Source organism: Nocardia blacklockiae (assembly GCF_015477355.1).
Classification (GTDB): domain Bacteria; phylum Actinomycetota; class Actinomycetes; order Mycobacteriales; family Mycobacteriaceae; genus Nocardia; species Nocardia blacklockiae.
The window spans coordinates 70,465-96,075 of the sequence record NZ_JADLRJ010000009.1; the positions used below are offsets into that span (position 1 = coordinate 70,465).

General features: G+C 71.2%; 26 protein-coding genes. 9 read left to right on the plus strand and 17 right to left on the minus strand.

Annotated features, from left to right (window positions below; genetic code table 11):
* Window positions 1–19: 19 nt before the first annotated feature.
* Window positions 20–415: a rhodanese-like domain-containing protein gene (locus tag IU476_RS25155; RefSeq protein WP_195104080.1), complete on the minus strand. Its 396-nt coding sequence runs from the start codon at window positions 413–415 to the stop codon at window positions 20–22.
* Window positions 416–448: 33 nt separating this feature from the next.
* Window positions 449–973 (minus strand): cysteine dioxygenase, encoded by a 525-nt coding sequence (locus IU476_RS25160; RefSeq protein WP_195104083.1) that lies wholly within the window; start codon window positions 971–973, stop codon window positions 449–451.
* A 296-nt stretch (window positions 974–1,269) separates the two neighbouring features.
* Here IU476_RS25160 and IU476_RS25165 point away from each other — a divergent pair, with 296 nt between their 5' ends.
* A complete protein-coding gene (locus IU476_RS25165) occupies window positions 1,270–2,247 on the plus strand; it encodes an ABC transporter substrate-binding protein (protein ID WP_195104085.1) in 978 nt (325 codons plus the stop codon).
* Window positions 2,244–3,869: an ABC transporter substrate-binding protein gene (locus IU476_RS25170; RefSeq protein WP_228824309.1), complete on the plus strand. Its 1,626-nt coding sequence runs from the start codon at window positions 2,244–2,246 to the stop codon at window positions 3,867–3,869. The genes IU476_RS25165 and IU476_RS25170 overlap by 4 nt, the downstream gene beginning before the upstream one ends.
* Window positions 3,870–3,878: 9 nt before the next feature.
* Here IU476_RS25170 and IU476_RS25175 read toward each other — a convergent pair whose 3' ends face one another.
* From IU476_RS25175 to IU476_RS25210, 8 genes are read right to left on the minus strand one after another with little or no spacing between them, the layout of a single operon-like run.
* Window positions 3,879–4,709 carry a nitroreductase family protein gene (locus IU476_RS25175; RefSeq protein ID WP_195104086.1) on the minus strand — a complete coding sequence of 277 codons (831 nt, stop codon included), beginning with the start codon at window positions 4,707–4,709 and terminating at the stop codon, window positions 3,879–3,881.
* 31 nt (window positions 4,710–4,740) lie between these two features.
* On the minus strand, window positions 4,741–5,931 hold the full coding sequence (locus IU476_RS25180) for a questin oxidase family protein (protein WP_195104087.1): 1,191 nt from the start codon (window positions 5,929–5,931) through the stop codon (window positions 4,741–4,743).
* Window positions 5,928–7,145: an MFS transporter gene (locus tag IU476_RS25185; RefSeq protein WP_195104088.1), complete on the minus strand. Its 1,218-nt coding sequence runs from the start codon at window positions 7,143–7,145 to the stop codon at window positions 5,928–5,930. Before IU476_RS25185 ends, IU476_RS25180 begins: the two co-directional genes overlap by 4 nt.
* A gap of 56 nt (window positions 7,146–7,201) precedes the next feature.
* The gene (locus IU476_RS25190) at window positions 7,202–7,432 is read right to left on the minus strand and encodes a tautomerase family protein (RefSeq protein ID WP_195104089.1); all 231 of its coding nucleotides are present in this window, start codon (window positions 7,430–7,432) and stop codon (window positions 7,202–7,204) included.
* Window position 7,433: 1 nt separating this feature from the next.
* Window positions 7,434–11,180, minus strand: a complete 3,747-nt coding sequence (locus tag IU476_RS25195) for an amino acid adenylation domain-containing protein (RefSeq protein WP_228824311.1) — start codon at window positions 11,178–11,180, stop codon at window positions 7,434–7,436.
* 3 nt (window positions 11,181–11,183) lie between these two features.
* A complete protein-coding gene (upp, locus tag IU476_RS25200) occupies window positions 11,184–11,888 on the minus strand; it encodes a uracil phosphoribosyltransferase (RefSeq protein ID WP_195104095.1) in 705 nt (234 codons plus the stop codon).
* A 10-nt stretch (window positions 11,889–11,898) separates the two neighbouring features.
* Window positions 11,899–12,588: an HAD family hydrolase gene (locus tag IU476_RS25205; protein ID WP_195104096.1), complete on the minus strand. Its 690-nt coding sequence runs from the start codon at window positions 12,586–12,588 to the stop codon at window positions 11,899–11,901.
* A complete protein-coding gene (locus tag IU476_RS25210; protein ID WP_195104097.1) occupies window positions 12,578–13,531 on the minus strand; it encodes a pseudouridine-5'-phosphate glycosidase in 954 nt (317 codons plus the stop codon). The genes IU476_RS25205 and IU476_RS25210 overlap by 11 nt, the downstream gene beginning before the upstream one ends.
* A gap of 184 nt (window positions 13,532–13,715) precedes the next feature.
* Here IU476_RS25210 and IU476_RS25215 point away from each other — a divergent pair, with 184 nt between their 5' ends.
* Complete coding sequence (locus tag IU476_RS25215; protein ID WP_195104098.1) at window positions 13,716–14,912, plus strand: acyl-CoA dehydrogenase family protein; 1,197 nt, start codon at window positions 13,716–13,718, stop codon at window positions 14,910–14,912.
* Window positions 14,909–15,430, plus strand: coding sequence for a GNAT family N-acetyltransferase (locus IU476_RS25220; RefSeq protein WP_195104099.1), 522 nt, complete (start codon window positions 14,909–14,911; stop codon window positions 15,428–15,430). The genes IU476_RS25215 and IU476_RS25220 overlap by 4 nt, the downstream gene beginning before the upstream one ends.
* Before the next feature lie 10 nt (window positions 15,431–15,440).
* On the opposite strand, the gene IU476_RS25225 is transcribed toward IU476_RS25220, so the two are convergent.
* The gene (locus IU476_RS25225) at window positions 15,441–16,394 is read right to left on the minus strand and encodes an MBL fold metallo-hydrolase (RefSeq protein WP_195104100.1); all 954 of its coding nucleotides are present in this window, start codon (window positions 16,392–16,394) and stop codon (window positions 15,441–15,443) included.
* Window positions 16,395–16,496: 102 nt separating this feature from the next.
* Here IU476_RS25225 and IU476_RS25230 point away from each other — a divergent pair, with 102 nt between their 5' ends.
* On the plus strand, window positions 16,497–16,937 hold the full coding sequence (locus tag IU476_RS25230) for a MerR family transcriptional regulator (protein ID WP_195104102.1): 441 nt from the start codon (window positions 16,497–16,499) through the stop codon (window positions 16,935–16,937).
* Here IU476_RS25230 and IU476_RS25235 read toward each other — a convergent pair.
* From IU476_RS25235 to IU476_RS25245, 3 genes are read right to left on the minus strand one after another with little or no spacing between them, the layout of a single operon-like run.
* A complete protein-coding gene (locus IU476_RS25235; protein WP_195104105.1) occupies window positions 16,912–17,220 on the minus strand; it encodes a DUF202 domain-containing protein in 309 nt (102 codons plus the stop codon). The two genes, IU476_RS25230 and IU476_RS25235, sit on opposite strands and share 26 nt — an antisense overlap.
* Window positions 17,217–17,558, minus strand: a complete 342-nt coding sequence (locus IU476_RS25240) for a YidH family protein (protein WP_195104107.1) — start codon at window positions 17,556–17,558, stop codon at window positions 17,217–17,219. Before IU476_RS25240 ends, IU476_RS25235 begins: the two co-directional genes overlap by 4 nt.
* Window positions 17,555–18,142: a TetR/AcrR family transcriptional regulator gene (locus IU476_RS25245; RefSeq protein ID WP_324194284.1), complete on the minus strand. Its 588-nt coding sequence runs from the start codon at window positions 18,140–18,142 to the stop codon at window positions 17,555–17,557. The genes IU476_RS25240 and IU476_RS25245 overlap by 4 nt, the downstream gene beginning before the upstream one ends.
* A gap of 127 nt (window positions 18,143–18,269) precedes the next feature.
* Between IU476_RS25245 and IU476_RS25250 the strand changes: the two genes are divergently transcribed.
* From IU476_RS25250 to IU476_RS25260, 3 genes are all read left to right on the plus strand, one after another.
* A complete protein-coding gene (locus tag IU476_RS25250; protein WP_228824312.1) occupies window positions 18,270–19,694 on the plus strand; it encodes an MFS transporter in 1,425 nt (474 codons plus the stop codon).
* Window positions 19,695–19,757: 63 nt separating this feature from the next.
* Window positions 19,758–20,768, plus strand: a complete 1,011-nt coding sequence (locus IU476_RS25255; RefSeq protein WP_195104111.1) for an isopenicillin N synthase family dioxygenase — start codon at window positions 19,758–19,760, stop codon at window positions 20,766–20,768.
* A 36-nt stretch (window positions 20,769–20,804) separates the two neighbouring features.
* Entirely contained in the window at window positions 20,805–21,347 is a 543-nt protein-coding gene (locus IU476_RS25260) for a YaeQ family protein (protein ID WP_195104113.1), read from the plus strand.
* Window positions 21,348–21,352: 5 nt separating this feature from the next.
* Here IU476_RS25260 and IU476_RS25265 read toward each other — a convergent pair whose 3' ends face one another.
* The 3 genes from IU476_RS25265 to IU476_RS25275 form a co-directional block, all read right to left on the minus strand.
* The gene (locus IU476_RS25265) at window positions 21,353–21,871 is read right to left on the minus strand and encodes a dihydrofolate reductase (protein WP_324194285.1); all 519 of its coding nucleotides are present in this window, start codon (window positions 21,869–21,871) and stop codon (window positions 21,353–21,355) included.
* Window positions 21,872–21,933: 62 nt separating this feature from the next.
* Window positions 21,934–23,229, minus strand: a complete 1,296-nt coding sequence (locus tag IU476_RS25270; RefSeq protein ID WP_195104116.1) for a diguanylate cyclase domain-containing protein — start codon at window positions 23,227–23,229, stop codon at window positions 21,934–21,936.
* Window positions 23,230–23,257: 28 nt separating this feature from the next.
* On the minus strand, window positions 23,258–24,067 hold the full coding sequence (locus IU476_RS25275; RefSeq protein ID WP_324194286.1) for an SAM-dependent methyltransferase: 810 nt from the start codon (window positions 24,065–24,067) through the stop codon (window positions 23,258–23,260).
* 291 nt (window positions 24,068–24,358) lie between these two features.
* Here IU476_RS25275 and trpB point away from each other — a divergent pair, with 291 nt between their 5' ends.
* Window positions 24,359–25,606 (plus strand): tryptophan synthase subunit beta, encoded by a 1,248-nt coding sequence (trpB, locus tag IU476_RS25280; RefSeq protein WP_195104119.1) that lies wholly within the window; start codon window positions 24,359–24,361, stop codon window positions 25,604–25,606.
* The last annotated feature ends 5 nt before the right edge of the window (window positions 25,607–25,611 follow it).

Genomic DNA, 25,611 nt, shown 5'->3' on the forward strand with positions numbered 1-25,611 from the left:
GACCGAAAGTTCAGGCGCGTTACGGCACGGCGGGCGAGCCGCCCGGTGCGACCGGGAGGCCCGCGGCCTTCCACGCGCGGAAGCCGCCGATGATGTCGGTGGCGTGCGGCAGGCCGAGGCCGTGCGCGTCCGCGGCGGCGAGGCTGGACGAATAGCCCTCGTTGCACACGATGATCACCGGCGTGTCGGCGGTGAGACCGGGCAGCCGATGCTCGCCCGTGGGGTCGAGCCGCCACTCCAGCACGATGCGCTCCACCACCACCGCGCCGGGGATCTCGCCCTCCTCGAGCCGGTCGGCGTGCGGCCGGATATCCACGATCAGCGCGCCGTCGCCCTGCAGGGCCGCCGCTTCCCGCGGCTCGACGCGGAACAGTTGGGTGCGCGCGCGGCTCAGGCGCTCGTCGACGTTGCTCATGCCACCTCCTCGCTGCCGATCATGCCGCCTCGCTCAGATGCCCGCGAAATCGGTCAGCTCGCGGTACTCGCGCACCGGGCGCAGCGGCGGGGAGTACGCGTGCACCGAGGCGGCCGGGCGGGCGCTGCGATTGTGCAGCTGATGGGCGCGCTGCGGGCCGAAGGCCACCGTCTGCCCGGCCACCCAGCGCGCGTCCTGCACCGGGCCGCCGGCGTGCCGGTACTTCTCCGCCAGTTCGCCGACGGTGACGGTGAAGGCCCCCGACGCCCCGCCGTGATCGTGCGGCTCGGTGCCCTGCCCCGGCGCCCACGACAGCAGCCACACCTCCACGCCCATGGTCAGCGCCAGCCGCGCCCACCAGCGCTGCCCGGCGTCGAAGCGGACGAGATCCAGCAGCGGGGTGGCCAGCTCGGTGGCGACCTTCTCGGTCAGCTCGCGCAGTTCCGCGGGCGTCCACAACGTGCGCTCCGGGTGCACGGCGTCCTGCACTAGCGGCACGTCGACGCTGGGGTGAATGTCCTTGGCATGCTTGAGATTCACCGGAAGTGACGTGGTCACGCGTTGCGCTCCTCGAGGGTTCGAATGGACGGGTCCGGTACCCGGCGGGGCACCGCGGCGAGCCTGCTCAGCTCGGATTGTCCGGCACCGCGGCGGTTCTGCCACCGGACAGGATCAGCGTGAGCGAAATCGCCGGGCCGTTCGAATCGGCCCCCGGGGAACCCGTGGCCCGGGCAAGCATTGCGCTCAAGCCGATCGAGAGTGCAGACACCGCAACCGATTCCACTTACCGTCACGACAGCCGACCCGGCTCGTGCGTGCCGCGCGCGCCGGCGCTTCGAGGTAAAGGAAGTCGGATGTTCTTCGCCCGCAACGGCCGCCGCCGCGCGCTCGCCGTCACGCTCCTCGCCGCGGCGCTGCTCACCGGAGCGTGCGGCGCCGACGAACCGGAAAACGAGGTCCGCACCGCCGACGGCCAGAGTTTCGACCTGTCGCCGGAGCAGGCGGGCCGGGTGCGCGCGGAGCAGGTGGACTCGATCGCCGCCCGGGTGCCGCAGGCGATCCGCGACCGGGGGACGCTGGTCGTCACCGGTTCCGCCACCACCGGCCCGCCGCTGCGCTTCACCGCGAACGACGACCGCACCTACATCGGGTCCGAGATCGACTTCGCCTACCTGGTCGCCGACACCCTCGGGCTGAAGCTCGACATCCGGGCCGGGGACTGGGCGCAGGGCTTCGTCTCCGTCGACTCCGGCGCCGCGGACACCTTCATCTCCAACGTCACCGTCACCGAGGAGCGCAAGGAGAAGTACGACTTCGCCACCTACCGGCTCGACAACCTTGCGCTGGAGGTGCCGAAGGACGCCACGTGGGCGTACCGGGATCGAAAGTCTCTGGCAGGCAAGCGGATCGGCGTAGGTAGCGGGACGAATCAGGAACAGCTGCTGGTGCAGTGGAACGAGCAGAACGTCGCCGAGGGCCTGCCGAGGATAGATATCGCCTACTACCAGCAGACCACCGACTACTACCTGGCACTGGCCTCGCACCGCATCGACGGGATGCTCGGGCCCAACCCGGTGGCCGTCTACCACACCGCGACCGCGGGACAGACGAAGATCATCGCGACCTACTCGGGCGCCGGTGACGCGCTGCAGGCCGAGATCGCGGTGCTGACGCGCAAGGACAACGGCCTGATCGGCCCCATCCACGACGCGCTGCAATACGCCATCGACCACGGCGCCTATCAGAAGGTGCTGGACCGGTGGGGCCTGCGGGGCGAGGCCGTGCCCGCGTCCCGCGTCAACCCGCCGGGCCTGCCGAAGAAGCAGTCATGACATTTCTGGAGATCTCGATGAAACGATCCGTGGCCCTGCTGGGCGCCGTCGCCACCGTCGCGACGCTCGCGGCCTGTGGTTCCGGCTCCGGCGGCGACGCGCCCGCCGGTCCGCCGCAACCGGGCGGCACCCTGCGCTACGGTCTGTCGCTCGCGCCGACCTGCTCCGACCCGGCGCAGTCGGGGACCAACCAAACCCTGTATGTCACAAGGCAGATCGTCGATTCGCTGACCGACCAGAACCCGGAGACGGGCGCGCTCACGCCGTGGCTGGCACAGAGCTGGGAGGTGAGCCCGGACGCCAGAACGTTCACCTTCCACCTGCGGCCGGGCGTGACGTTCAGCGACGGCACGCCGCTCACCGCGACCTCGGTGCAGAAAAACTTCGACGCGATCGTGCGCACGCTGACCGGGGTGAAGGCCCCGCTGGGCGCGAGCTACCTGTCCGGCTACACCGGCACCACGGTGGTGGATCCGCTCACCGCGCGGGTCGAGTTCGACCGGCCGAACGCGCAGTTCCTCCAGGCGTCCTCGACGCCCCAGCTGGGCATTCTCGCCGACGCCACCACCGCGAAGTCGGCCGACGAGCGCTGCTTGGGCGACAACATCGGCAGCGGGCCGTTCACCTACGCCGAGTACAAGCAGGGTGCCTCGGCGACGCTGGCCAAGCGCGCCGGATACGCCTGGGGCTCTGCGGTTTTCGCGCATCAGGGTGAGGCGTATCTGGATCGGATCGAGTTCACGGTGGTGCCCGAGTCCGGCGTGCGGGCGGGCAGCGTGTCGTCGAATCAGCTGGACGCGGTCAGTGACGCCCTGCCGCAGGACGCGCCGCAGATCGAGGCCGCCGGCGGCAAGGTGCAGGTGACGCCGAACCCCGGGCTCCCCTTCGGGATTCAGCCCAATGTCACCCGCGGGCCGCTGCGCGACGCGGCGGTGCGCGCGGCGCTGGAGCCCGCGATCGACCGCAAGGAACTCGTGGATACCGTGCTGGGCCCGCAGTTCCGGCCCGCCACCAGCCCGCTCGGCTCGAAAACGCCCGCGTACCTGGATCTCTCGGGGCAGCTGCGGTACGACGCCGACGCCGCGCGCCGCCTGCTCGACCAGGCCGGGTGGGTGCCCGGCGGCGACGGCATCCGGTCGAAGGACGGGGTGCGGTTGTCCTTCGGCATCCTGTTCAGCCGCGCGTTCGCCGGGAACCAGGCGATTCTCGAACTGGTGCAGCAGCAGCTGCGCAAGGTCGGGGTCGACGTGCAGTTGCAGGTCGCCTCGGACTCGGAGTACACGGCGCGCCAGAACGCCAAGGACTTCGACTCGGTGTACTACAACGTCACCCGCGCCGACGGCGACATCCTGCGCACCACCTTCGGCCTCGCCGACCGCAATCTCAACGCGCGCGGGCCGATTCCGGAGCTGGATCGCGTGCTCTACGACCAGCTGCAGGTCGTCGACCCGGCCGCCCGCGCCCAGCTGATCGGGCAGGCGCAGAAGTCGGTGATCGACAACGGCCTGTGGATTCCGACGATCGAGCTGTCGCAGGCGATCGGGGTGTCGAACGCGGTGCGGGACTTGAAGTTCGAGGCGTCGGGGCGCTTGCAGTTCCACGACGCCTGGCTGAGCCGGTAGGGCGGCGGGCTACCGCAGTTCGAAGCCCTGGTTGTGGAACGTCCGGCGGATGTGCTGGCGGCCGTGCAGGCTCTCCTTGGTCGAGATGCGGCCCGCCAGACGGTTTTTCGCCCAGTCCGCCGGAAGTTCCTGCTCTCGGTAGTAGGCGTTGATCCGGTCCAGGTAGTCCTGCACCTCGGCGTCGTCCGGCGGGCGGTAGGTGTTGCGGTGCACGACCACGCTCTGCCCGTAGCGGGGTTTGATGTCGGCGGGATCGGTCGGGTCGGGCACGCCGATGGCCAGGCCGTACACCGGGAAGGTCCACTCCGGCAGGCGCAGCTCCGCGATGACGGCGTCGATGTTGTTGCGCAGCGCGCCGACGAAAGTGATGCCGTAGCCGAGTGATTCGGCCGCCACGGCGGCGTTCTGCGCCGACAGCGTGACGTCGACGATGCTCGAGACGGTGCTGTCGAGGTAGGCGGTGGCCTCGATGCTGTGCCCGTGCTGCCGGGCGATGGCGATATTGCGCGACCAGTCGGCGACCCAGACCAGGAAGACCGCGGCGTCGCGCACCAGCTGCTGCCCGCCGGCCAGTTCGGCCAGCCGGTCGCGCAGCGCCGGATCGTCGATCACCACCACGCTGGTGAACTGGAAATTGGCCGAGGTGGAGGCCGACTGCGCCGCGGCGATGATCAGTCGCAGCTCGGTCTCGCTCACCTCGCCGGGCAGGAAGTGCCGCACGGTGCGGTGCCGCAGCAGCACCTCCAGGGTCGGGTTCCCGACGCCGTCGGCGACCGGCGCATCGGCCCCGTAGCGTTTGTCCAGCTGCTGCTGCAAGGCGGTCGAAAGCACTTCTGTCACAACGTGTTCCTGTTCTCGTGCACGGTCGTTCCTATTCGGTCGGTGGTTCGTCGAAGCTCGGCGGCAGTTCGGGGGTACGGGTGAACTGCGCGGCGGCGTGGCGGTAGCCGGCCCAGTCCGAGGCGTCCCACCAGGCGCGCAGCACGAAGACCAGCTTGGGGTTGTGCTCCTCGTCCTCGAGCCAGGCCCGGCGGGCGGTGACCTCGAACTCGTCGAGGGCGTGGGCGGTCCGGTCGGCGTCGCGGCCCGCGTAGAGCGCGTCGAGTTCGCGCAGCTTCTCCGCCTCGGGGAACTTGCGTTCGGCGGCGGTGATGATGCGCGCGCCCGCCCAGTACAGGTCGTAGATCGCCGCGGTGGTCTCGGGGGAGTCGAGCGTGTCGGCCACGACCTCCAGCGCGAACAGCGACGTGATCAGGTGCAGCACGACGAAATCGCCCGGCTGCGCCAGGTACAGCAGCGTGATCGCCCGGCGGACGCGTTCGCGCCGCTCGGCGGCCGGCAGGGTATGGATCCACGCCGGTGTGTCGGACAGCTCCGCGAGGCCGCCGCGGGCCACGCCCGCGACTCGCGCCTGCAAACCGGAGCGATTGAGTTCGGGATGCAGTTCGGTGCAGGTGTTCGTGTCGTCGACGATCGCTTCGACGGCGGTCCGGAACCGGGTGTCGTCGCTCCACCGGCCGCTGAGGCGCACCAGCGACTCGAGCGGATCGGCGGCGTCGAAGTCCGGGCCCGCCGAGCGCTCGTCGCCGACCGTGCGCACGTACGAGAACGCCAGGTAGGCAAGGGCTTCCGCGACCATCGCCGGATGTTCGGCCCACACCGCCCAGCCCAGGTGGATGGCCGCGTGGGTGAACGCGCCGACCCAGCCGGTGAGCAGTTCCGGCGCGTACCGGGCGACCGCGCCGGTGACGCCGCGCGCCTCGACCTCGCCGTCGAAGAAGGTCAGGTAGGCGTCGAAATGCGCACGGCGGCCCACGAATTCGCGCCAGTTGTCGGCGTCGACGCGCTGCGTGGCCGGTCGGCGCGGCTCCAGCGGGAAGCCGTAGGGAGTGAGCGTCGCGTAGGACCGGTAGTAGTCGCGGATCCGCTGCTCGGACGCGCCGATCCCGGCGAGCGCCACCACCGCGTGCTTGACGTGGTTGGTGAGGTGCCCGTTGAACTCGATGTGGTGGGTGCGGTCGTCGAGCAGGTCCGAGACGTCGTCGAGGTGCTTGGTCGTCATGCGGCGTGCCTTCCGTTGTCGTGTGTTTGCTTGCCGCCGGGCGCTTCCGGCGTGCCGCCCGCGGTCAGCGCGGTCAGCAGCTGGGCCACCGCCGTCGCCAGCAGCGCGCTCAGGGGCAGCGCCCAGCCGTGGCCGAGCTGCCGGAACAGGCCGATCACGTAGGGCCCGACGGCGGCGAGGAGATAGCCGACCCCCTGCACCGCGCCGGACAGCTCCACCGCCTGCGCCGCCGACCCGGCACGCACGGTGATCACGGTGAGCGCCAGGGAGAACACCGCGAGACCGGTGCCCAGCACCAGCGACCACAGCAGCGGCGCGGCGCCCGGCGCGACGAGGAAGGCGAGCACACCGAGCACGGTGAACGCGCTGAACCCCGCGAGCCAGCGCTCCGGGCGGGCCGACCGGGCCACGATCGGCGGCACGATCAGGCTGATCGGGACGCCCAGGAAGGTGAGCAGGCCGAGATAGGCCCCGGCGGCCCGGGCGCCGACCCCGGCGTCGTGCAGGACCGACGGCAGCCAGCCCAGCACCACGAAGGCCACCAGCGCCTGCACACCGAAGAAGACCGCGAGACCGACCGTTCCGGTGCGGCGCAGGATCGCGACCGGGTTCGCGGCGGCGCGCGTACCCGGCGGCTCGGGGGCGCTCGCGGCCGTCTCGGGCGACCACCACAACGCGACGATCCCGATCGGCGCGAGCAGCGCCCACACCGCCGACGCGGGCCGCCAGCCGCCGAACAGCTCCGACAGCGGGACGACCGCCGCGAAGCCGAGCGCCGCGCCCGCCTGCAAGGCGGTGGTGAACGTGGCCACCAGCACCCGGGTATTGCCCACCGCCCGCACGGCCGCGGGCAACAGCACCGCCAGCAGCCCCACGCCCAGCGCGGCGGTGAAGGTGGTGACCACGAACAACCAGAGCCCGCCCCACGGCCGCACGGCCAGACTCACCCCGGTCACCGCCAAGGCCCCGAAAAGCCCGCCCCGCACCGAGATCCGCCCCCGCACGAACGGCACCGCCAGACTCACCACCGCGAACGCGACCACCGGCACGGCGGTGATCACCCCCGCCGCCCGCGCCCCGGCTCCGAAATGCGCTGTGATTTCCTCCAATTGCGGCCCCACGGTGGTGATCCCCGGCCGCAGATTCACCGCGACCGCCGCGATCACCACCACCAGCACCGCCAGCCGAGCAACGCTCCCCGGCTGTTCGCCCACGAGCGTCCCGGGTGTCGGTGAGTCCCGCTTTCTCGTGGTGGATGTGTTGTCCGCCATCAGTATCCGGGCTTGCGGAGAAGAGGGTGGGCCGCGTCGCGGTCGGTGACGAAGGGGCCGTACACGCGCTCCTGCCACTGGTCGCGGTCGACGGGGGCGAGGCCGATCGACACGGCGTCGGCCGAGACGCCGAAGGCTCGGGTCACGGCCTCGACGAGGTCGGATTCCAGGCGTCGGCGGGCCGGGGCCGAGAGGTCGGCGGGGAAGTGTGAGATCTCCACGTGCGGCATATCAGACCAGCTCCCGATTCATGCTCTGTTCCAAGACGGCCGCGGCGATGTCCAGGGCCCCGGCGGTGACGATCTCGTAGTGGCGGTAGGGCAGGTTGCTCACCGGCGTGGCGCGCAACCGCAGCGGTGCCACGGGGACGTCCGCGAACGACGGGCCGTCGCCGCGGGCGCGCAGATACAGGCTGCGGTCGAGCAGGTCCTGGTCGACGCCGCTCGGCTGCTGCCGGAACCGGTAGGTGTGCTCGACCACGGACACGATGCGCTCCACGGTCGCGCGCGCGAACCCGTCCTCCCGATCGGTGATCAGGTCGACGAACGCGGCCCGGCTGTCGAGCGAATCCAGTTCCGCGGCATACGGCGGATCTACCCGCCCGCTGAACACCGAGCCGAGCACGCGCTTGAAATAGCCGCTGCCGTAGTCGATCTCGCCGGTGTCGGGTCCGGCTTCCGGGATCACGGGGGACCCGGGCGCGATCAGCACCAGCTCCTCGATCTCGTGCCCGGCCGCGAGCAGCCGCTGCGCGACCTCCGCGGCGACGCGGGCGCCGAACGAATACCCCACCAGGCGCAGCGGCCCGGGCAGTGCCGCGGCGAGCAGTTCCTCGACGTCGTCGGCTATCAGCTCGTCGAGGGTGCTGTGCGGTCGCTCGCCCTCGTTCAGGCCCCGCGCCTGCATGCCGTGCACGACGTGGCCGTGCTGGGCCAGCTCCCGGGCCAGCGTGCGCAGGCTCATCGGGTAGCCGCCGAGCCCCGGCCACAGCACGGTCGTCGCGGTCCCGGTCTCACCGGCCAGCCGCAGCAGCCGCCGCGCGCCGGTGCGAGCGTCGTCTCCCGCTGTGGCAGCGGCCAATTCGGCCGGTGTCGGCGCCTGGAAGATCGCCTGCACCGGCAGCGTGATCCCGAATTCCGCGTCGAGGGCGCGGAGCAGCCGCAGCGCCGACATCGAATTGCCGCCCTGGGCGAAGAAGTCGTCGTTGCGATACACCGGCTCGTAGCCGAGCACCCGCGACCACACCCGGGCCACCCGGATCTCCCGCTCGCCCTCGGGCGGATCCGCGGGCCGCGCGGCACGCTCGTTCAGCTCGGCCGCCAGCCGCGCCAGCGCGGCTCTGTCCTGTTTACCGTTCTGCGACAACGGAATCCGATCGAGCACGTGAATCGTCGGCGGCACCATGTACGACGGCAGGACCACGCGCAGATCGTCCTTCAGCAGTTCCTCCGGACCTTTCATGTGCACCGCGTCCTCGGCCATGCCCGTGGCGCGCAACTGTGCCGCGGAGACGCGCCCCGCGACCGCGAAGTAGCTGAGTTGCGCTCCCGCAGCGGTGATCTCGTTCAGGCGGCGCGCCGACGGCAGATCCCGCCCGGTCAGCGACGAATACCCCGCGGACATGAAGCCGATCCCGGCGCGGGTGCCGAGCTGCTGTAGTCGCGCCAGCGCCCGCCCGAGCGCGGTGAACCCGTCCCAGCCGGCGTCCGCGTCGGTGACCAGCGCGACGGCGAACGCCGATCGGTCGTAGGACCGCTGGTTGATGGCGATCACGTGGCGGCGCTCGATCTTGTCCGCTGTCACGAATCGCAGTGCCGCGCCGTCGAATCGGTACAGGCCGTGCCGCGCGCCGTCGACGTCGCCGTGCACCTGGATCAGTGTGCGGACCGCGGACTCGTGCGCCCCCGGCAGTGCGCGGGTGTCGAGGGCGACGGTGGCGGTCACCACCCCCTCCTCGACACCGTCGACGAGCCGGACCGCGGCCGTGCGCACGTGCCAGCCGTGCTCGGCCGCCGCCTCGTCGAGCACGCCCAGGATGTGACCCGCCTCGAAGTGCAGCACCTCCCGCACGTTGGTGACGTACACCGACTCGATCACCCGCGCCAGGCCGACCAGATGCAGATGCAGCCCGGTGCGCGTGGCCGACCCGACCCGGAACAGCGCGTGCCGCCGCGGGTGGAAGTAGTACACGCCCGCCGCGAGCCCCGGCAGCCCGCTGGTCTCGACATAGATCCGGGTCGCGTTGAGCGCCCCGGGCGAGGCATAGGAATACTTGGGCAGCAACCGATCCGGGCTGTGGAACGGACCGAACCACCGCAGCAGCACACCCAGCGACCGCGCGGTGATCTCCACCGGCGCGGGCAGCGCGCGCTCGCCGGGCGTCGGCTCGCGCAGCAGCCGCTCGATCGTCGCGAGGTCTATGGGCGCGTCGTCGAAGTTGCGATACGTCTTGCGGGCGAACACCTTACGGCGCTGCTCGGCCGTCGGCTCCGCGCCCGCCAGCACGAGATCGGGCTCGGTCGCGAACTCGCGCACACCGAGATCGGCCAGCTGCGCGGCCACCTGGGTACGCGTCGACTTGGACCGGTGATGCCGCCCGGCCCGGCCCTGATCCATCAGCGGAGCCTCGTCGGGGTCCAGTTCCACGAAGCCCGCGAGCTGTGTCACACCCCGCTCCGACACCCACGGCACCACGGCCGCCGACCGCACCCAGTGGTGTTCCTCGATCCGGGTGCGGACCTCGGTGGTCTCGATGCGGTGCCCGTTCACCTTGACCTGTTCGTCGTTGCGCCCGACGAATTCGAGGACACCGTCGGCCCGGCGGCGGACGAGATCGCCGGTGCGGTACCGGCGTTGCGAGGCGCCGCCCACCGCCAGGTCGACGAACCGCTGCGCGGTGATCTCGGGCCGACCGCGGTAGCCGTCGGCCAATTGCACTCCGCCGATGAGCAATTCGCCGATCTCTCCCGCACCGGCCGCGCGACCGGACGCGTCCACCACGACCGTGGTGCAGCCGGCCACGGCCCGGCCGATCGGGACCACCGCAGTCGCCGCGTCGTCGTCGGTGAAGTCGAACCAGGTGGCGTTGATGGTGGTTTCGGTCGGCCCGTACAGATTGATCTTGCGTGGCCGCGGCAGCGCCGCGCGCAGCCGTCGTGCCACCGTGGACGGCAGCGCCTCGCCGCCGCTCACCACCGTCCGCAGCGAGCGCGCCGTCCCGATATCGGGCAGCGCGGCGAGTTCCGCCCACACCGTCGGCACGCACTGCAGGATCGTGATCGCCTCGCGGACAACCAGTTCCAGAATGGCCTCGGGGCTGGTGTGGGTGCCGGCGGGGGCGACGACGACCGTCGCTCCGCACGCGTTGGCGAGCAACTCCCACTGGGCGGCGTCGAAACTCACCGGCGTCTTGAGCAGGATCCGCGACCCGGGGCCGAGCCCGAGTTCGGCACCCAGCCAGTTCATCTGGTTGACGATCGCCGGATGCGAGATCACCACGCCCTTGGGCGATCCGGTGGTTCCCGAGGTGTAGATGGTGTACGCCGTCGACGGCTCGGGCACTCCCGCCGCGGCGTCTCCCGTGAGCTCCTCCACCGGTAGGGTCCGCACGCGGTCGGGCAGGACGCGCCGGGCCCGGTCGTCGCTGCCCGCGTCGGTGAGGACCACCCGCACGTCGCTGTCGGCGGCCATGTAGGCCAGGCGTTCGGCCGGATAGTCCACGGCCAGGGGCAGATACGCCGCTCCGGCGTGCAGCACGGCCCACACCGCGACGACGAGATCGACCGACGGATCCAGATGGACGCCCACCACATCGCCCGGCAGCACACCGGCGGTTCGCAGCCCGGCGGCCGCGGCGCGCGCCCGCCGGGACAGTTCGGTGTAACTCAGGGCACGCGAAACGTCCACGCACGCAATGGCGTCGGGATGTCGGTGCACACGCGCGTCGAACAGTTCGAGCAGACTTGCCGGTGCCGCCATCGCTCAGGCCCCCGCCACGGTGCCGTGGAACCGGTCGCCGAAGTCGCCGATCCCGGGCAGCATGAACGCCTGGTCGGTCAGGGACTGGTCGATGTGCGAGGTGACGATGCGCAGGTCGGGCCGCCGCGTCAGCACCGTCGCCAGCGCCTCGGGGCAGGTGAGCACGTTGACCACGATGATCCGGTCCTCGGCCACGCCGGCCGCGACGAGCTCGTTGACCGCAGTTAGCAGCGTGCCGCCGGTGGCGATGGTGGGATCGAGCAGCAGCACCTCGCTGCCCGCGATACCCGGTGGCAGCTTGCTGTAGAACAGCGTCGGCTGCTTGGTGGCGGGGTCGCGCTGGATGAGGATCTTGCCGAAGCGGGTGTCCGGCCGGATCTCGCGCAGCCCGCCCTCGAGCGCGTCGCCCGCGCGCGGAATCGACACCGCGTACAGCGCGGGCGCCGCCGGTTCCAGGCCTTCGAAGGTGTATCCGGTGGGCGTGGTGACGGCGCGGGCGCGGTGCTCGAGATGCGACAGCGCGGTTTCCAGCAGCAGCCGGATGATCCGTCCGGTGGCGCGCACGAAACGCTCCTGGCCGGTGTCGGCGTCGCGGGCCTCGGTGTGCAGGGCGATCAGTCCCGGCTGCTTCGGTAGTTCGAAGACGTTGACGCCCAGATAGCGGTCCAGCGGCACGGGTTCGGTGGTCGGGCGGGTCCAGGTGGTCATGGCCTTTGGCTCACTTTCCGGTCCGGATGAGGACGGCACGGGTCACGTCGTCGAAGGTGTGCGCCACGAAACCGGGTGCGGCCGCGGCGATCTGGTAGGTCGACGCCACCCCGTAGGTGACGCCGACGGTGAAAGCGCCGATGGCGGCGCCCAATCCGATGTCGGCGGCGGTGTCGCCGACGACGACGCCCGACGGCCCGGTATCGGTCAGGCCCAGCGCCGCCAGCGCGGCGTCGGCGCTGTCCCGGTGCGGTTTGGGGTGGGGCACATCGTCCGCGCCGACGACGGCCCCGAACTGCTCGCGAATCCCGGCCGCTTCCAATATCAACTCGGCGCTCTGGTGTTTCTTGCTGGTGACCACGGCGAGCGCCAGCCCCGAGCGCGCCAATCGCTCGAGGCCGCCGCGCACGCCGGGGAACAGCAGATCGGCCGCCTTGGGCACGATCAGCTCCCGGTAGCGAACCAGGTAATCGGCCGAAACCGCCTGTGCGGTCGGCGAATCCGGCGCGCTGCCGGACAGCGCACCAGCCATCTGCTCCAGGGGCGCGCCGATGAGGGCGCGCGCCGCCTCCAGCTCCGGCAGGACCCCCGTCACCGCCTCGACCGCCAGCACCATCTGCTCGGCGATCGCGCGGGGCGTGTCCAGCAGCGTGCCGTCGAGGTCGAACAGCACCGCGGCGCGCGTGGGCTCAGCCGACATGGGCCACTCCTTGCTCCAGGGCGGCCCGCGCCGCCTCGATCTCCGCGGCGACCGCCGCGGTGCTGATCAGGACCGCGCGGTTGGCGGCGGCCGCGGCGCCGCCGGTGGCCGCGTCGACGGCCCGCAACACGAAGGTGGTGACGGCCGGGCCGGTGACGCGCTCGGCGGCCGCCCGGTCCAGCGCCGCGCGGATCGCCTCCTCGACAGCGTCGCCGTCGAGCGCGTCTGCGGCCGGGATCGGGTGCGTGATCAGCAGCGACCCGGTGCCGGGCAGGTGCCGGTGGAAGCGCGCGATCTCGGCGAGGTGGTGTGGATCGTCGATGCGCACCTGGGTGTCGTAGCCGCTCTCGCGGCAGTAGAAGGCGGGAAATCCACGGTGGCGGAAGCCGATTACGGGCGTGCCCTGGGTCTCCAGGAATTCCAGGGTGAGGCCCGCGTCGAGAATCTTCTTCACCCCCGCGCACACCACGAGCAGGCGGGTGCGCGCCAATTCGGTGAGATCGGCGGAGATGTCCATGGTCGTCTCCGCGCCCCGGTGCACGCCGCCCAGCCCGGCGGAGGCGACCGTGGCGATGCCGACCCGGTCCGCGATCGCCATGGTGGCCGCGATCGAGGTCGCGCCGAGCCCGCCGCGGGCCAGCGCCACCGCCAGATCCCGGGTCGTCACCTTCGCGACACCCGTTGCGGTGCCCAGTCTTTCGAGTTCGGCCGGGTTCGCGCCGACCAGCACGCGACCGTCCGCGACGGCGATCGTGGCGGGCACCGCGCCCCCGTCGCGGACCGCTTGCTCGACCTCGAGCGCGATGGTCACATTCTCCGGGCGGCGGAAGCCGTGCGCCACCACATTGGACTCGAGTGCGACGACCGGCCGCCCGTCGTGCAGCGCGTCGCGGACCTCGTCGGAGAAATCGTAGAGCGGTGTGGAAACAACGACATCAGACATACGTACGACGTCCGTTCGTGGCTCGTGGAGCAGAGGTGAAGAAAGACCCCCTCGGTCTCAGGCCATGCTGCGGGAGAAGCACTGCGCTGTAAACAATTTCGACCAGCGTGAGTGGATACCTGTCCCGCGCCGCCCGGTAGCGGTTCGAATGCGATCGGGTCCGTACGACGAAAGGGGAGCCGTGATGGTCGCGCTCGACGACGATCTTCCGGCGCGGCAGGCCGCCCTCGCCGCGGTGGTGTCCGGGTTCGGCGCCGAGGCCGCCGACCGCGAGGCCGAGCACAAGCTGCCCACCGAACAGCTCTCGCAGTTGCTGGCCGCGGGGGCCGGGGCGCTGCGCGTGCCGGTGGAGTACGGCGGTTCCGGTGCGTCGATCCGGGTCCTGGCGGAGGTGCTGCTCGACATCGCCGCGGGCGATTCCAATCTGGCGCAGATCTTCCGCGGTCACCTCGGGCTCACCGAGATCCTGCGTTTCGCCGATCCGGGACCGGCGCGCGACACGCTGTTGCGGGCGGCCGCCGCGGGCGCGTTCTTCGGTCCGGCCGGCGCGGAGCTGAGCACGCCGAACCTGACCTCGCTGTCCACCACGCTGCGCCGCGCGGGCGACCACTACCTGCTGTCGGGCCGCAAGTACTACACCACCGGCAGCCTGTACGCCGACTGGCTCAACGTGCTGGTCGCCGAGGACGGGGAGTTCGTCTCCGCGCTCGTGCCGCGCCGCAGCGAGGGCGTGACGATCATCGACGACTGGGACGGGTTCGGGCAGCGGCTGACCGCGAGCGGCACCGCGGTCTTCGAATCCGTACGGGTCGACCCGGATTACCTGCTGCGCCACCGCAATCCGCTGACCAACGACTACATGGAGGCGTTCTACCAGTTCGTGCACTCCGCGACGCAGGCCGGCATCGCCCGGGCCGCCGCCGAGGAGCTGTCCGCACTGGTCCGGGGCCGCACCCGGTCCTATCCGCTGGCCTCGACCCCCGACCCGGCCGCGGACCCGCAGGTGTTGCAAACCGTGGGGGAGGTGCGTGCCAAGGCCTACGCGGCCCGCGCCAACGTCCTCGCGCTCGCCGACACCCTCGACGCCTTCGTGGCGGACCCGACCCCGCGCCGGGCCGAGCGCGCGCTGCTCGACTCCGCCGCCACGCAGGTGGTGAACACCGATCTCGTCGGCGCGGCCACGTGGCAGCTGTTCGACGCCGGCAGCGCGAGTGCCCTGAAGACCCGGCTGGGTCTGGACCGGCACTGGCGCAACGCCCGCACCGTCTCCTCGCACAATCCGGCCGTCTACAAGGCCTCGCTGCTCGGGGATCACGCGGTGAACGGGACAGCGCCGCGCTCGTTCCTGAACAGCTTGGGTGAATCGGAGCGCGCGAAATGACGGAAAGCATTGTTGCCGAAGCTATCTCGGTTGACGCAGACGAAGTATCGCTCGAAACAGCCGCCGTCACACTGCGTTCCGTCGCTTGGGACCACCCCGACGCCGTGCTGCTGCGCGACGAGATGGCCGCCGAGGTGGGCCCGCGCTACGCCCGTCTGATGCGGACCCTGCCCACCGACCCGCACCGCGTCGACCCGGAAACCGTGGTCCGCACCGTCGTCGCCTACGGGCCCGGACCGATCGGCCATGCCGCGGTCCGCTGGAACGGCGACGATCTCGAGTTGAAGCGCATGTTCGTGCGCCCCGGGCAGCGCGGCCGGGGCGTGTCGGAGGCGCTGCTGGCCGCCGCCGAGGCCACCGCGCGCGAGCACGGGGTGCCGCGGCTGGTGCTGCAGACCGGGCACCTGCAACCCGCGGCCGTCCGGTTCTATCTGCGCCGCGGCTACCGCTGGACCCCGCTCTTCTCGCCCTACGAAGATCTGCCGCTGTCGAATTGCTTTGCCAAGCAGCTGATTTGAGCCGGGCGGGTCAGCGCACCTGCGCCTCGTCGTCCGCCGGTGCCGTCAACGGCCGGGCGGCGTCGTGATCATGGGTCGGGACGATGGTGACGCGGTGCCGGGCGAGATACAGGCGGTGCAGGGTGCGGAAGGTCTCGTCGCGGTCGGTGTCGACGAGTTCGCCCGGGAAGCTCGCCTTCTGCCGCAGGGCATCGATCTGCAAGTGATGCCAGGCGGCGTCACCGGCGAGCAGGACCCACCCGCGCCGCGTGTGCGCCAGGAGGCCGACGCTGCCGGGCGTGTGGCCCGCCAGATCGACCAGGACGACCGTGCCGTCGCCGAACAGATCGTGACTGCGGGCGAAGGTGAGCACCGGCGGCCCGTCGAGCTCGTATTCGGCGATCGGCCTGTCCACCAGCGCGTCCCGCACCCCGCCGACCGGCGCCACCCGCCCCGCCGATACCCACCGGTGCTCGGTGCGGTGCAGGTGCACGGGCAGGCCGGGGAAGTCGAGCAGGCCGCACACGTGATCCCAGTGCGCGTGCGTGGGCAGCGCGAAGTCCGGCCGCGGCAGCCCGGGTGTCGCGGCCAGGGCGTCGACGGTGGCGAGGGTGTCGGCGGGCGGGCGCACGACGGTCCGCAGTACCCCGGGGAGCTGCGCGATCGCACGGTGCTCGGCGTCGAGGCACACGCTGGGGTCGACGAGGAACGTCGCCTCCGGGTGCCGGACCGCGAAGGTCGTCAGCGCGTTGGCGATCCGCCGCGGCGCGAACACGCCCTCCACGACCGCCGGGGTCGGTACGGACCGCGGCACCTGCGGCAGGGCGGTCACGCGCACGGCGCCCCGCGGGGACGGCAGCGCGGCCTCGGCGATCGAGCGCAGCAGCCGCTCGTCGGCCCGGCGCGGGCGCACCATGCCTTTCACCGAACCCGCTGCCGCCCGGCAGCATTCGAGCACTCCGGGAGTGTGGACCGGATCCGGCATGGCGTCCTCCGTCAGATGGGGTGGCGGTGGCGGGACGAGCCCGCCGCTACGATCGGAGTCACCGTAAAACTTCATGTCGACGTGAAGTAAAGGGGAAATCTCGTGACCACTCCGGAGGGCCTGAAGATCGGCGACGCCGCCGCCACCCTCGGCATCGCCGCGCACGTGCTGCGGCACTGGGAGTCGGTGGGCCTGCTCACGCCCGCGCGCAGTCCGGCGGGCCACCGCAGCTACGACGAGCAGACCCTCGACCGGGCCCGCCTGATCCGCACCCTGCAGCGCACCGGGCTGTCGCTGGAGCAGATCCGCGGGATGGCCCTGGCCGCCCACGACGACCGCATCGCCCTGATCGAGGCCAAGCGCGCCGAGATCCGCGACCGCATCGGCCTGCTGCGCGCCACCGAGCGCTTCCTCGCCCACGTCCGCACCTGCCGCCATCCCGTCATCTCCGAATGCCCGGACTGCGCGCGGTTCGTCACCCGGCAGTTCCGGCCCGGCGACGTCGCGGAATCCGTTGTCACACCGGCGGTCCGGCGAGCGTGATCAGCGCCGCCGTCACGGCGACCACCGCGATCGCGGCCGTCGCCACCCTGATCACCGCCGCGTCGTGACCCCAATTCCCGTGCCGCAGTGACCGATTGCGCAGATAACTCACCGCGGCGATCACCAGCAGCGTCAGCGCTCCGGCCAGTGGCGCCGTGCCCTCGGCGCGCCAGCCGTCGATGATCGCCTGGTGGACGAACAGCGCCGCCGTGCCCATGGCCGCGACCGCGGTGCGCCGCCAGGCGAGCGCGGTGCGTTCGGCGGCCAGCGTCGGCGCGGTCACCGGTACAGCACCGCCACCGCCGCGAGCACCGAGACGATCGCGATGCCCCCGGCGAGCAGCGGCACCATCATCGAATCGGCCAGCGCCTCGCCCGCGCGCATCCGGCGCTGCACGTCCCGCCAGTGGGTGTAGGCGCCCACCGACACCACCACCGCCAGCGCGATGCAGCTCAGCGCGAGCGCGCGGCGCAGCCCGCCGTGGTGGAACGGCTGCACCAGCGTGTGCACCGCGACGCCGCCCGCGAGCAGCCCCAGCGCGGTCCGGATCCACGCCAGGAAGGTGCGCTCGTTGGCGAGGGTGAAGCGGTAGTCGATGTCGTCGTCCCCGGGATCGCTCACGAGACCCGGGCCTGTCGCAGCCCGGCCAGCGTGACCGAGATCAAGCGCTCGGCGGCGTCGGGCGCGGTCTCGCAGGCCGCGCCGATGCCGTGGCCCAGGCGCAGCAGGTCGCGCGGCTGGATGTCGTCGCGGATCACGCCCGCCTCCTGGACCGGCCGCAGCAGGGCGCCCGCGGCGGCGGTGATCAGGCCCGAGCACAGCGTGAAGGTCTCGGAACTGCGGTCGATCGCGGCCTTCAGGGTGACCGCGAGGCTGCGCTTGTCCATCACGAAATCGACCTGCGCCCGGAACCACTGTTCGAGCGCCTCCTCGGGGGAGAGGGTGTCGATGAGTTCGTAGGCCCGGGCCGACAGGGCCTCGATGCTGGAGCGGTACACGGCCTCGATCAGCGCGTCCCGGTTGGGAAAGTGGCGATAGAGCGTGCCGGGCCCGACGCCGGCGCGCCGGGCGATGTCGTCCAGCGGGGCCTCGGGGCCGAACTCGGCGAACGCTTCGCGCGCGCACTCGATGATGCGCTCGTAGTTGCGGCGTGCGTCGGCGCGCATCGGTCGTCCCGTCGGCGTCGTTGTCGGCGGTGCGTCCACGGTTCCTCCATTGAAAACGGATGAACTCTCCGCTTAGTCTTGCGTAAGTGGAGAACTTCTCCATATTCTATCTCCATCGAAAGCGGAGACTATCTCCGCTTAATGATCTCTTGCGATGGAGCGTCCCTTGACCACTCCCACCCTCTCCACGGCTGCCGAGACCCGCGCCGCTGCCCCGCCCGTCCGGCGCGGCATCGTGCTGGCGACGCTGCTGACCTGCCAATTGATGATCATCCTCGACGTCACGGTGATGAACGTGGCGTTGCCGAGCATCCGGACCGACCTGCACTTCAGCGCCACCGGCCTGTCCTGGGTGATGAACGCCTACACGCTGGTCTTCGGCGGGCTGCTCCTGCTGGGCGGCCGGGCCGGCGACCTGTTCGGCCGCCGGCGGCTGTTCGTCGCCGGGGCCACCCTGTTCACGCTGGCCTCGCTGGTCGGCGGGCTGGCCCCGTCGGCGGGCTGGCTACTGGCCGCGCGTGTCGTGCAGGGGATCGGCGGCGCCATGGCCGGTCCGAGCACGCTGGCGCTGCTGACCACGACCTTCACCGAACCCAAGGCCCGGATGCGGGTGCTGGCGCTGTTCTCCGGCATGTCCAGCGCCGGCTTCGCGATCGGGCTGATGCTGGGCGGGCTGCTCACCGAGTGGCTGGGCTGGCGTTCGGTGCTGTTCATCAACGTGCCCTTCGGTCTGACCGTCGTCGCGCTGGCACTGCGGTGGCTGCCGCACGCCCGGCGGCAACCGGCCCGGCTCGATCTGCCCGGCGCGGTGACCGCGACCGCGGGCATCGCGGCACTCGTCTACGGCTTCATCAACGCGGCCGCGCACGGCTGGGGCGCGGCCGCCACCGGCCTCGCACTGGGCGCCGGGGTGCTGCTGCTCGCGGTCTTCCTCGCGGTGGAGGTGCGCGCGGCGCAACCGCTGCTGCCGCTGCACCTGTTCGCCGACCGCAACCGGGCCGCCGCCTACGCCAATATGTTCCTCGGCCCGATGGCGGGCATGTCGATGTTCTTCTTCCTCACCCAGTACCTCCAGGAGGTGCGCGGAATGAGTTCGCTGGCAACCGGTTTCGCGTTCCTGCCGACCGCGGTGCTGATGTTCACGATGATCCGGCTGATCCCGCGGCTGCTGCCGCGCTTCGGACCCAAGCCGGTGACCGTGACGGGCACGCTGGCGATGATCGCGGGCCTGGCGCTGCTGACGCGGTTGTCCACGGCGTCGGGTTACTTCCCGCTGCTGTTCGCGGCGATGGTGCTGATGGGATGCGGTATCGGCCTGGCGTTCTCGCCGCTGAACGTGATCATCATGTCGAATGTCGCGCCGAGCGAGGCGGGGGCGGCCGGGGGAGCGTTGCAGACGGTGCAGCAGACCGGCGGCACCCTCGGGCTGGCGATCCTGGTGACCGTGTTCGGCACGGCGACGCGCGGTGCGGTGGGTTCGGCGCACCAGGTGCTGGTCGGCGGGATCACCGCCGCGTTCACCGGCGCGGTGGTCATCGCGGCGCTGGCCTTCCTGGTGGCGCTCACCTTCCGCCGCGCCGACGCGGCGTGAGGCTTGTAATCACCTCGAGCGGAACGGTTTCCGGGCGGATCATCGGTACCTATCATCGGGCCGATGACCGCCCGCCTGCCGATCGTCGACATCTCGCGCTTCCGTGGTCCCGCCGCGGAGCGCGCGCGGTTCCTCGACGAGTTGCGGTACGCCGCGCACGAGGTCGGATTCTTCTACGTCGTCGGCCACGGCGTGCCGAAGTCGTTGACCGACGGCATCTTCGACGTCGCGAAGCGGTTCTTCGCCCTGCCCCTGGCACAGCGGCTCGCGATCGAGAACATCCACTCGCCGCAGTTCCGCGGGTACACCGGCACCGGCCACGAGTACACCGCGGGCGCGCCCGACCGGCGCGAGCAGATCGATATAGGGCCGGAGCGCGCGGTCGTGCCGCCGGAGCCGGGCGCACCGGCCTGGCGACGACTGATCGGCCCGAACCAGTGGCCCGCCGCGCTGCCGCAGCTGCGCGAGACGACCCTCGCGTGGCAGGCCGAGGCGCTGCGGGTGAGCCGGGAGGTGTTGCGCGCGTTGGCCGTCGCGCTCGGCCAGGCGGAGGGCTACTTCGACACCTGGTTCGACGAGGAAGCCTCGACGCACGTGAAGATCATCCACTACCCGGGCCGCGAGACCGCCGCCGGTGACCAGGGCGTGGGCGCGCACAAGGATTACGGCTACCTCGCGCTGCTCCAGCAGGACGAGGTCGGCGGACTCCAGGTGCAGGGCCCCGACGGCTGGATCGACGCCGTCCCCGTGCCGGGCAGCTTCGTTTTCAACATCGGCGAGATGCTGGAGATCGCCACGCAGGGCTACCTGACCGCGACCAACCACCGCGTGGTGAGCCCGCCGCCGGGCGTCGACCGGTATTCGGTGCCGTTCTTCCTCGGCCCGCGTCTCGACGCGGTGGTGGAGCCCCTCGAACTGCCCGCGGACCTGGCGGCCCGCGCCCGCGGCCTCACCGCCGACGCGAACAACCCGCTGCTCGCCCGCTACGGCGAGAACGCGTTGGTCGGCTGGTTACGCTCGCATCCCGCGGTGGCCCAGCGCTGGTACGGCGACGTGCTGAACAGCGCCTCGTGAAGGTGCCGCCCGGGTGAGGTCCAGGCTGTTGCGGCTATGGCTCTCAGCGCGACCGTGTACACCTTCGCCCTCCAACTCGCCGACGTCGACCGCGGCGTCTACCAGGACGTGGAGTTGCGGGTCGCCCGGCACCCGTCGGAGACGGCCGAATTCATGGTGACGCGCCTGCTCGCCTACGCCCTGGAGTACCAGGAGGGCATCGCCTTCAGCGACGGCGGCGTGTCGTCCACCGACGAACCCGCCGTGCTGGTGCGCGACCTCACCGGCCGCCTCACGTCCTGGATCGAGATCGGCGCGCCGACCGCCGAGCGCGTGCACCGCGGCAGCAAACTCGCCGACCGCGTCGCCGTCTACACCCACCGCGAGCCCGCCAAAGTCCTTGCGCCCCTTGGCGGCAAGCGCATCCACCGCGCCGCGGACATCCCGCTCTACAGCTTCGACCCCGGCTTCGCCGACGCGGCCGCCGCCGCCCTCGGCCGCCGCAACACCGTCACCGTCTCGGTGACCGAGCGCCGCCTGTACCTGGACGTCAACGGGACGGATCTGAGCACGCCGATCCACGAACAGCGACTGGGCTGAACCGGCTACCGGCGGGCGTAACTGCGGAAGACGTAGTAGTCCTTGCCGTTGGACGACTTCGACACCCCGGTGGTGAAGGCCATGAGGAACTCGCGCGGGATCTCCGGGGCGTGGACGTCGCCGGCGACGTCGGCGCTGACCTCGGTCACCGAGATCACGGTGGCGTACGGCATTGCCGCCCGGAAGGTCTCGGCGCCGCCGATGACCCACACCTCCTCGGGATCGGTGAGCGTCAGGGCCTCCTCGATCGACCCGGCGCGTTCGGCGCCCTCGGCCTGCCACCGCGGGTCGCGGGTCACCACGACGGTGCGCCGGCCCGGTTCGACGCGCGCGTCCGCCGGCAAGGCGTCGAAGGTCTTGCGCCCCATCACGACCGTGCGGCCGGTGATGACCTCCTGGAAATGCGCGAGGTCCTCCGGAATGTGCCACGGCACAGTGCCGTTCGCGCCGAGGACGTGCCGGCGGGTCTGCGACCAGATCATCCCGATGGTCCGCGTGCCGGTGGAGGTCGTCGCTGGGCTCACGACACCCAGAATAGCCATCGGCGAACCATTTCAGCTATTGGTGAGCAATCAGCGCGCCGCTGTCACTGGTGCTGACGGAACCGCCCGCCGGGCCGGTGTCGGGCGGCCTTGTTGCGGTACATCGCGGTATCGACGGTGTGCATCAGGTCGTCGATGGCCTCGGGATGCTCGGTGACCAGTGCCGTGCCCACCGAGGCGCCGACCGAGATCGACTGTCCCGCGACGACGATCGGCTCGGCGAGCGCCGCGAGCAGCCGCCCCGACAGCGAGACCAACTCATCGGTGTCCGCGCACCGCTCCAGCAGCACGATGAATTCGTCACCGCCCAGCCGCGCGGCCAGCCCGGCGGGGGAGGCGGCATTACGCAAACGGTCGGCTACCGCACGCAGCACACGGTCTCCGACGGTGTGCCCGTGCTCGTCGTTGATCTCCTTGAAGCCGTCGAGATCGAGGTAGCACAGGCCGATCGGCGGGGTGGCGTGCGCGAGCCGGTCGAAGAACAGCACCCGGTTGGCCAGGCCGGTGAGATTGTCGTGGTGGGCGTCGTGCCACAGCTGGGCGGCGAGCGCCTGCCGCTCGGTGATGTCGACGGAGACGCCGATGAGGAACCGGACCCGGCCCGTCGCGTCGCGCACCGCCGACATCGACAGGTCGATGATCGTGGTGGTGCCGTCGGGCCGCAGTCGCTTGGTCTCCATCCGGAAGCGGTCGATCCGGCCCGCCATCAGCTGCTCGAACTGCGCATACGCCGGTCCGATATTGTCCGCGCCCAGCACGTCGGCGACCGAGCGCCCCGGGATGAGTTCCGCTGGGACACCGAGCATTTCGGCCATCGCGGCATTCACGTCCAAAACGGTGCCGGTGCTCACGTCGATGGTGCCGATGCCGACCGAGGCGCCCGCGAAGATGGCCGCGAACCGCGCCTCCGACAGCTGCCGCTGCGCCCGCGCCCGCTCGACCGCCGCCATCGCCGCGGTCAGCGTGGACTCCTGCTCGGTGAGCGCCGTGGTGCGCAACGCCGCGGTGAACCCGGCCGCGAATTCGGCCGCGACGGTGATCGCCCGGTCGCGCAGCCGCTCGTACTCGGGCCCGGTGCGGTCCGGGCACAGTGCCTCGACCATGTCGCGGCAGATGATCGGCACCGTGCGCGCGACCGCCGCCGAATCCTTGTAGTTGGCGGCGACCAGCGTGGTGGCGGCCGCGCGGGCCACCGCGGCGTCGGCGTCCTCGCGCAGTGCGTCCAGCAGTTGCTCGCACAGGCCGGTCAGCAGTTCCTCGACCTGGGTTCGCGTCAGGGTGGGGGCGACGACGCCGTCGAGCGCGTCGGCCCAGCGCAGTGCCACCTCGTGCGAACCCACCTGCGCCCCGCCTACCCTTCTCGCCCGCTCAGACTCGTAACCCCACGCCCGCCAGGCCGAGTGAGCGGCCGGGTGCCTCGTGTAGGTCACGGGCGGATTCCGGTCGCCACTGCGGTAGTTCGACCACGCCGGGTTCCACGAGTTCCCAGCCGGTGAACATGGCGCTGATGGCCGCGCGATCGCGGAATCGGATGCCGACGCGGCTCTGGTTGGCCGAGTGGTCGCCCAGCCGGGCGGCGTCCTCGGGCCGCTGCGCCGAGGTCAGGTGCGAGATCGCGACATAGCTGCCGGGCAGCACCGCCTCGCGCAGGGCCGCGACCATCTCCGCCGGTCGCTCGTCGTCCTGCAACAGGTGCAGGACCGCCACCAGCAGCAGGCCGACGGGCTGGGCGAAGTCGATCAACCCGGAGTCCTCGGCGCGCGTCAGCAATTCGTCGGGCTTGCGCAGGTCCGCCTGGATCGCGTCGGCCCGCTCGTTGCCGACCAGGATGGTGCGCGCGTGCGTGACCGCGACCGGATCGATGTCGACGTAGAGCACCCGGATGTCCGGGTCGATCGCCTGGGCGACCTCGTGCACGTTACCGGCGGTCGGGATGCCCGAGCCGACGTCGAGGAACTGCCGGATGCCCTGATCGGCCAGGAAGCGGACCGCCCGACGCAGGAAGGCCCGATTGCTCAGGGCCAGCCGGGGCAGATCGGGCACCAGCGACGTGCCCGCTTCCGCGGCGAACCGGTCGACCTCGAAATTGTGCGACCCGCCCAGCAGCGCGTCGTACATCCGGGCAGGACTGGCCCGGGTCATGTCCACGCCTTCGGGCGCCCACGCCGGCCTGTCCACTCGCAACCCCTCTACACCTGCTCGCCGGGCCGTCCCCGAGCGGGCGGTCCGGGCCCGCGCGCGGTGCGACCGCACGTGCACCGGCACGGGTGTACTGCGCATATTAGACCGCCATCCTGTGAGGAGGAGCAGCGGTGAGTTCGACGCCGCAGCGCAGGAGGACGTGCAGATTATCCGGTCCGTTTGCCTAACAAACTGTTAACTAACTCATTGCCGCCAGGCATAGCGCCGCTCATACCGGTAGGACAGAGTGCACGATGTGTCGTTCGGTAGTGAGACGTGTTGGTGCTGATGGTGATTGATCACGGTGTGGCCAGGGTTCCGACCGACCCCACTGTTTCCCCGGATGAACAGGTGCGATTCGGCCGCTTCGGCGGGCGGTACGTCCCCGAGGGTCTCATGGCCGCACTGGCGGAGCTGGAGGCGGCCTACCGGCTCGCACGCGCCGACGCGCACTTCACCGCCGAACTCGCGGAGTTGCTGCGCGACCGGGTGGGCCGCCCGACGCTGCTGCACCGAACGCCGCGCTTCGCGGAAACGTTGGGAGTGCCGGGAATTCGGGTCTATCTCAAGCGCGAGGACATGACCCACACCGGCGCGCACAAGATCAACAACGCGCTGGGTCAGGCGCTGCTGGCCCGCCGCATGGGCAAGACCCGGATCGTCGCGGAGACCGGCGCGGGCCAGCACGGCGTGGCGGTGGCGACGGTGTGCGCGATGCTCGGGCTGTCCTGCGTGGTCTACATGGGCGCGCACGACATGCGGCGGCAGTCGTCCAACGTGCTGCGCATGCGGCTGCTCGGCGCGCAGGTGCGGCCGGTGCACGCGGGGCGGCAACGGCTCAAGGACGCGGTCAGCGAATCGGTACGCGATTGGGTGACCAACGTCGACACCACGCACTACCTGTTCGGGACCGCGGCCGGACCGGCGCCGTATCCGCGCATCGTGCGCGACTTCCAGACCACGATCGGCGTGGAGGCCCGCGAGCAGATCCTGCGCGCCGAAGGGCGCCTGCCGGATCTGGTGCTGGCCTGCGTCGGCGGCGGCAGCAACGCCATCGGACTGTTCCATCCCTTCCTCGACGATCCGCAGGTGCAGCTGATCGGTGTCGAGGCGGCCGGTCGCGGCCTCGAAACAGGGTGGCACGCCGCGACTTTGAGCGCGGGGACGCCCGGCGAGATGGACGGCTCGTTCAGCTATCTCCTCCAGGACGAGGACGGCCAGATCGCCGGCACCCACAGCATCGCGGCGGGCCTGGACTATCCGGGTGTCGGCCCCGAACTCAGCCACCTGAAGGACAGCGGCCGGGTGAGCTACCCGGCGGTGACCGACGCCGTCGCCCTGCGCGGCATGGACGCCCTCACCCGCAGCGAGGGCATCATCACCGCGCTGGAATCGGCGCACGCCGTGGGCCACCTGCTCGAGCTGGCCGAGCGCGGTGCGCTGCCCGCCGACGCGCTGGTGCTGGTGTGCCTGTCCGGGCGCGGCGACAAGGATCTGGAGATCGCCGCACAGCAGCTGGGTGTCGCGCCGCACTAGTCTGG

Excerpts from the sequence above, each read along its gene's own strand:
- IU476_RS25155 (WP_195104080.1), bottom strand. The coding sequence starts at position 415 with ATGAGCAACGTCGACGAGCGCCTGAGCCGCGCGCGCACCCAACTGTTC.
- IU476_RS25225 (WP_195104100.1), bottom strand. The coding sequence starts at position 16,394 with ATGCCGGATCCGGTCCACACTCCCGGAGTGCTCGAATGCTGCCGGGCG.
- IU476_RS25255 (WP_195104111.1), top strand. The coding sequence starts at position 19,758 with ATGACCGCCCGCCTGCCGATCGTCGACATCTCGCGCTTCCGTGGTCCC.
- IU476_RS25190 (WP_195104089.1), bottom strand. The coding sequence starts at position 7,432 with ATGCCGCACGTGGAGATCTCACACTTCCCCGCCGACCTCTCGGCCCCG.
- IU476_RS25210 (WP_195104097.1), bottom strand. The coding sequence starts at position 13,531 with ATGTCTGATGTCGTTGTTTCCACACCGCTCTACGATTTCTCCGACGAG.
- IU476_RS25215 (WP_195104098.1), top strand. The coding sequence starts at position 13,716 with ATGGTCGCGCTCGACGACGATCTTCCGGCGCGGCAGGCCGCCCTCGCC.
- upp (WP_195104095.1), bottom strand. The coding sequence starts at position 11,888 with ATGACCACCTGGACCCGCCCGACCACCGAACCCGTGCCGCTGGACCGC.
- IU476_RS25195 (WP_228824311.1), bottom strand. The coding sequence starts at position 11,180 with ATGGCGGCACCGGCAAGTCTGCTCGAACTGTTCGACGCGCGTGTGCAC.
- IU476_RS25170 (WP_228824309.1), top strand. The coding sequence starts at position 2,244 with ATGACATTTCTGGAGATCTCGATGAAACGATCCGTGGCCCTGCTGGGC.
- IU476_RS25220 (WP_195104099.1), top strand. The coding sequence starts at position 14,909 with ATGACGGAAAGCATTGTTGCCGAAGCTATCTCGGTTGACGCAGACGAA.
- trpB (WP_195104119.1), top strand. The coding sequence starts at position 24,359 with ATGGTGATTGATCACGGTGTGGCCAGGGTTCCGACCGACCCCACTGTT.
- IU476_RS25205 (WP_195104096.1), bottom strand. The coding sequence starts at position 12,588 with ATGTCGGCTGAGCCCACGCGCGCCGCGGTGCTGTTCGACCTCGACGGC.
- IU476_RS25260 (WP_195104113.1), top strand. The coding sequence starts at position 20,805 with ATGGCTCTCAGCGCGACCGTGTACACCTTCGCCCTCCAACTCGCCGAC.
- IU476_RS25180 (WP_195104087.1), bottom strand. The coding sequence starts at position 5,931 with ATGACGACCAAGCACCTCGACGACGTCTCGGACCTGCTCGACGACCGC.
- IU476_RS25165 (WP_195104085.1), top strand. The coding sequence starts at position 1,270 with ATGTTCTTCGCCCGCAACGGCCGCCGCCGCGCGCTCGCCGTCACGCTC.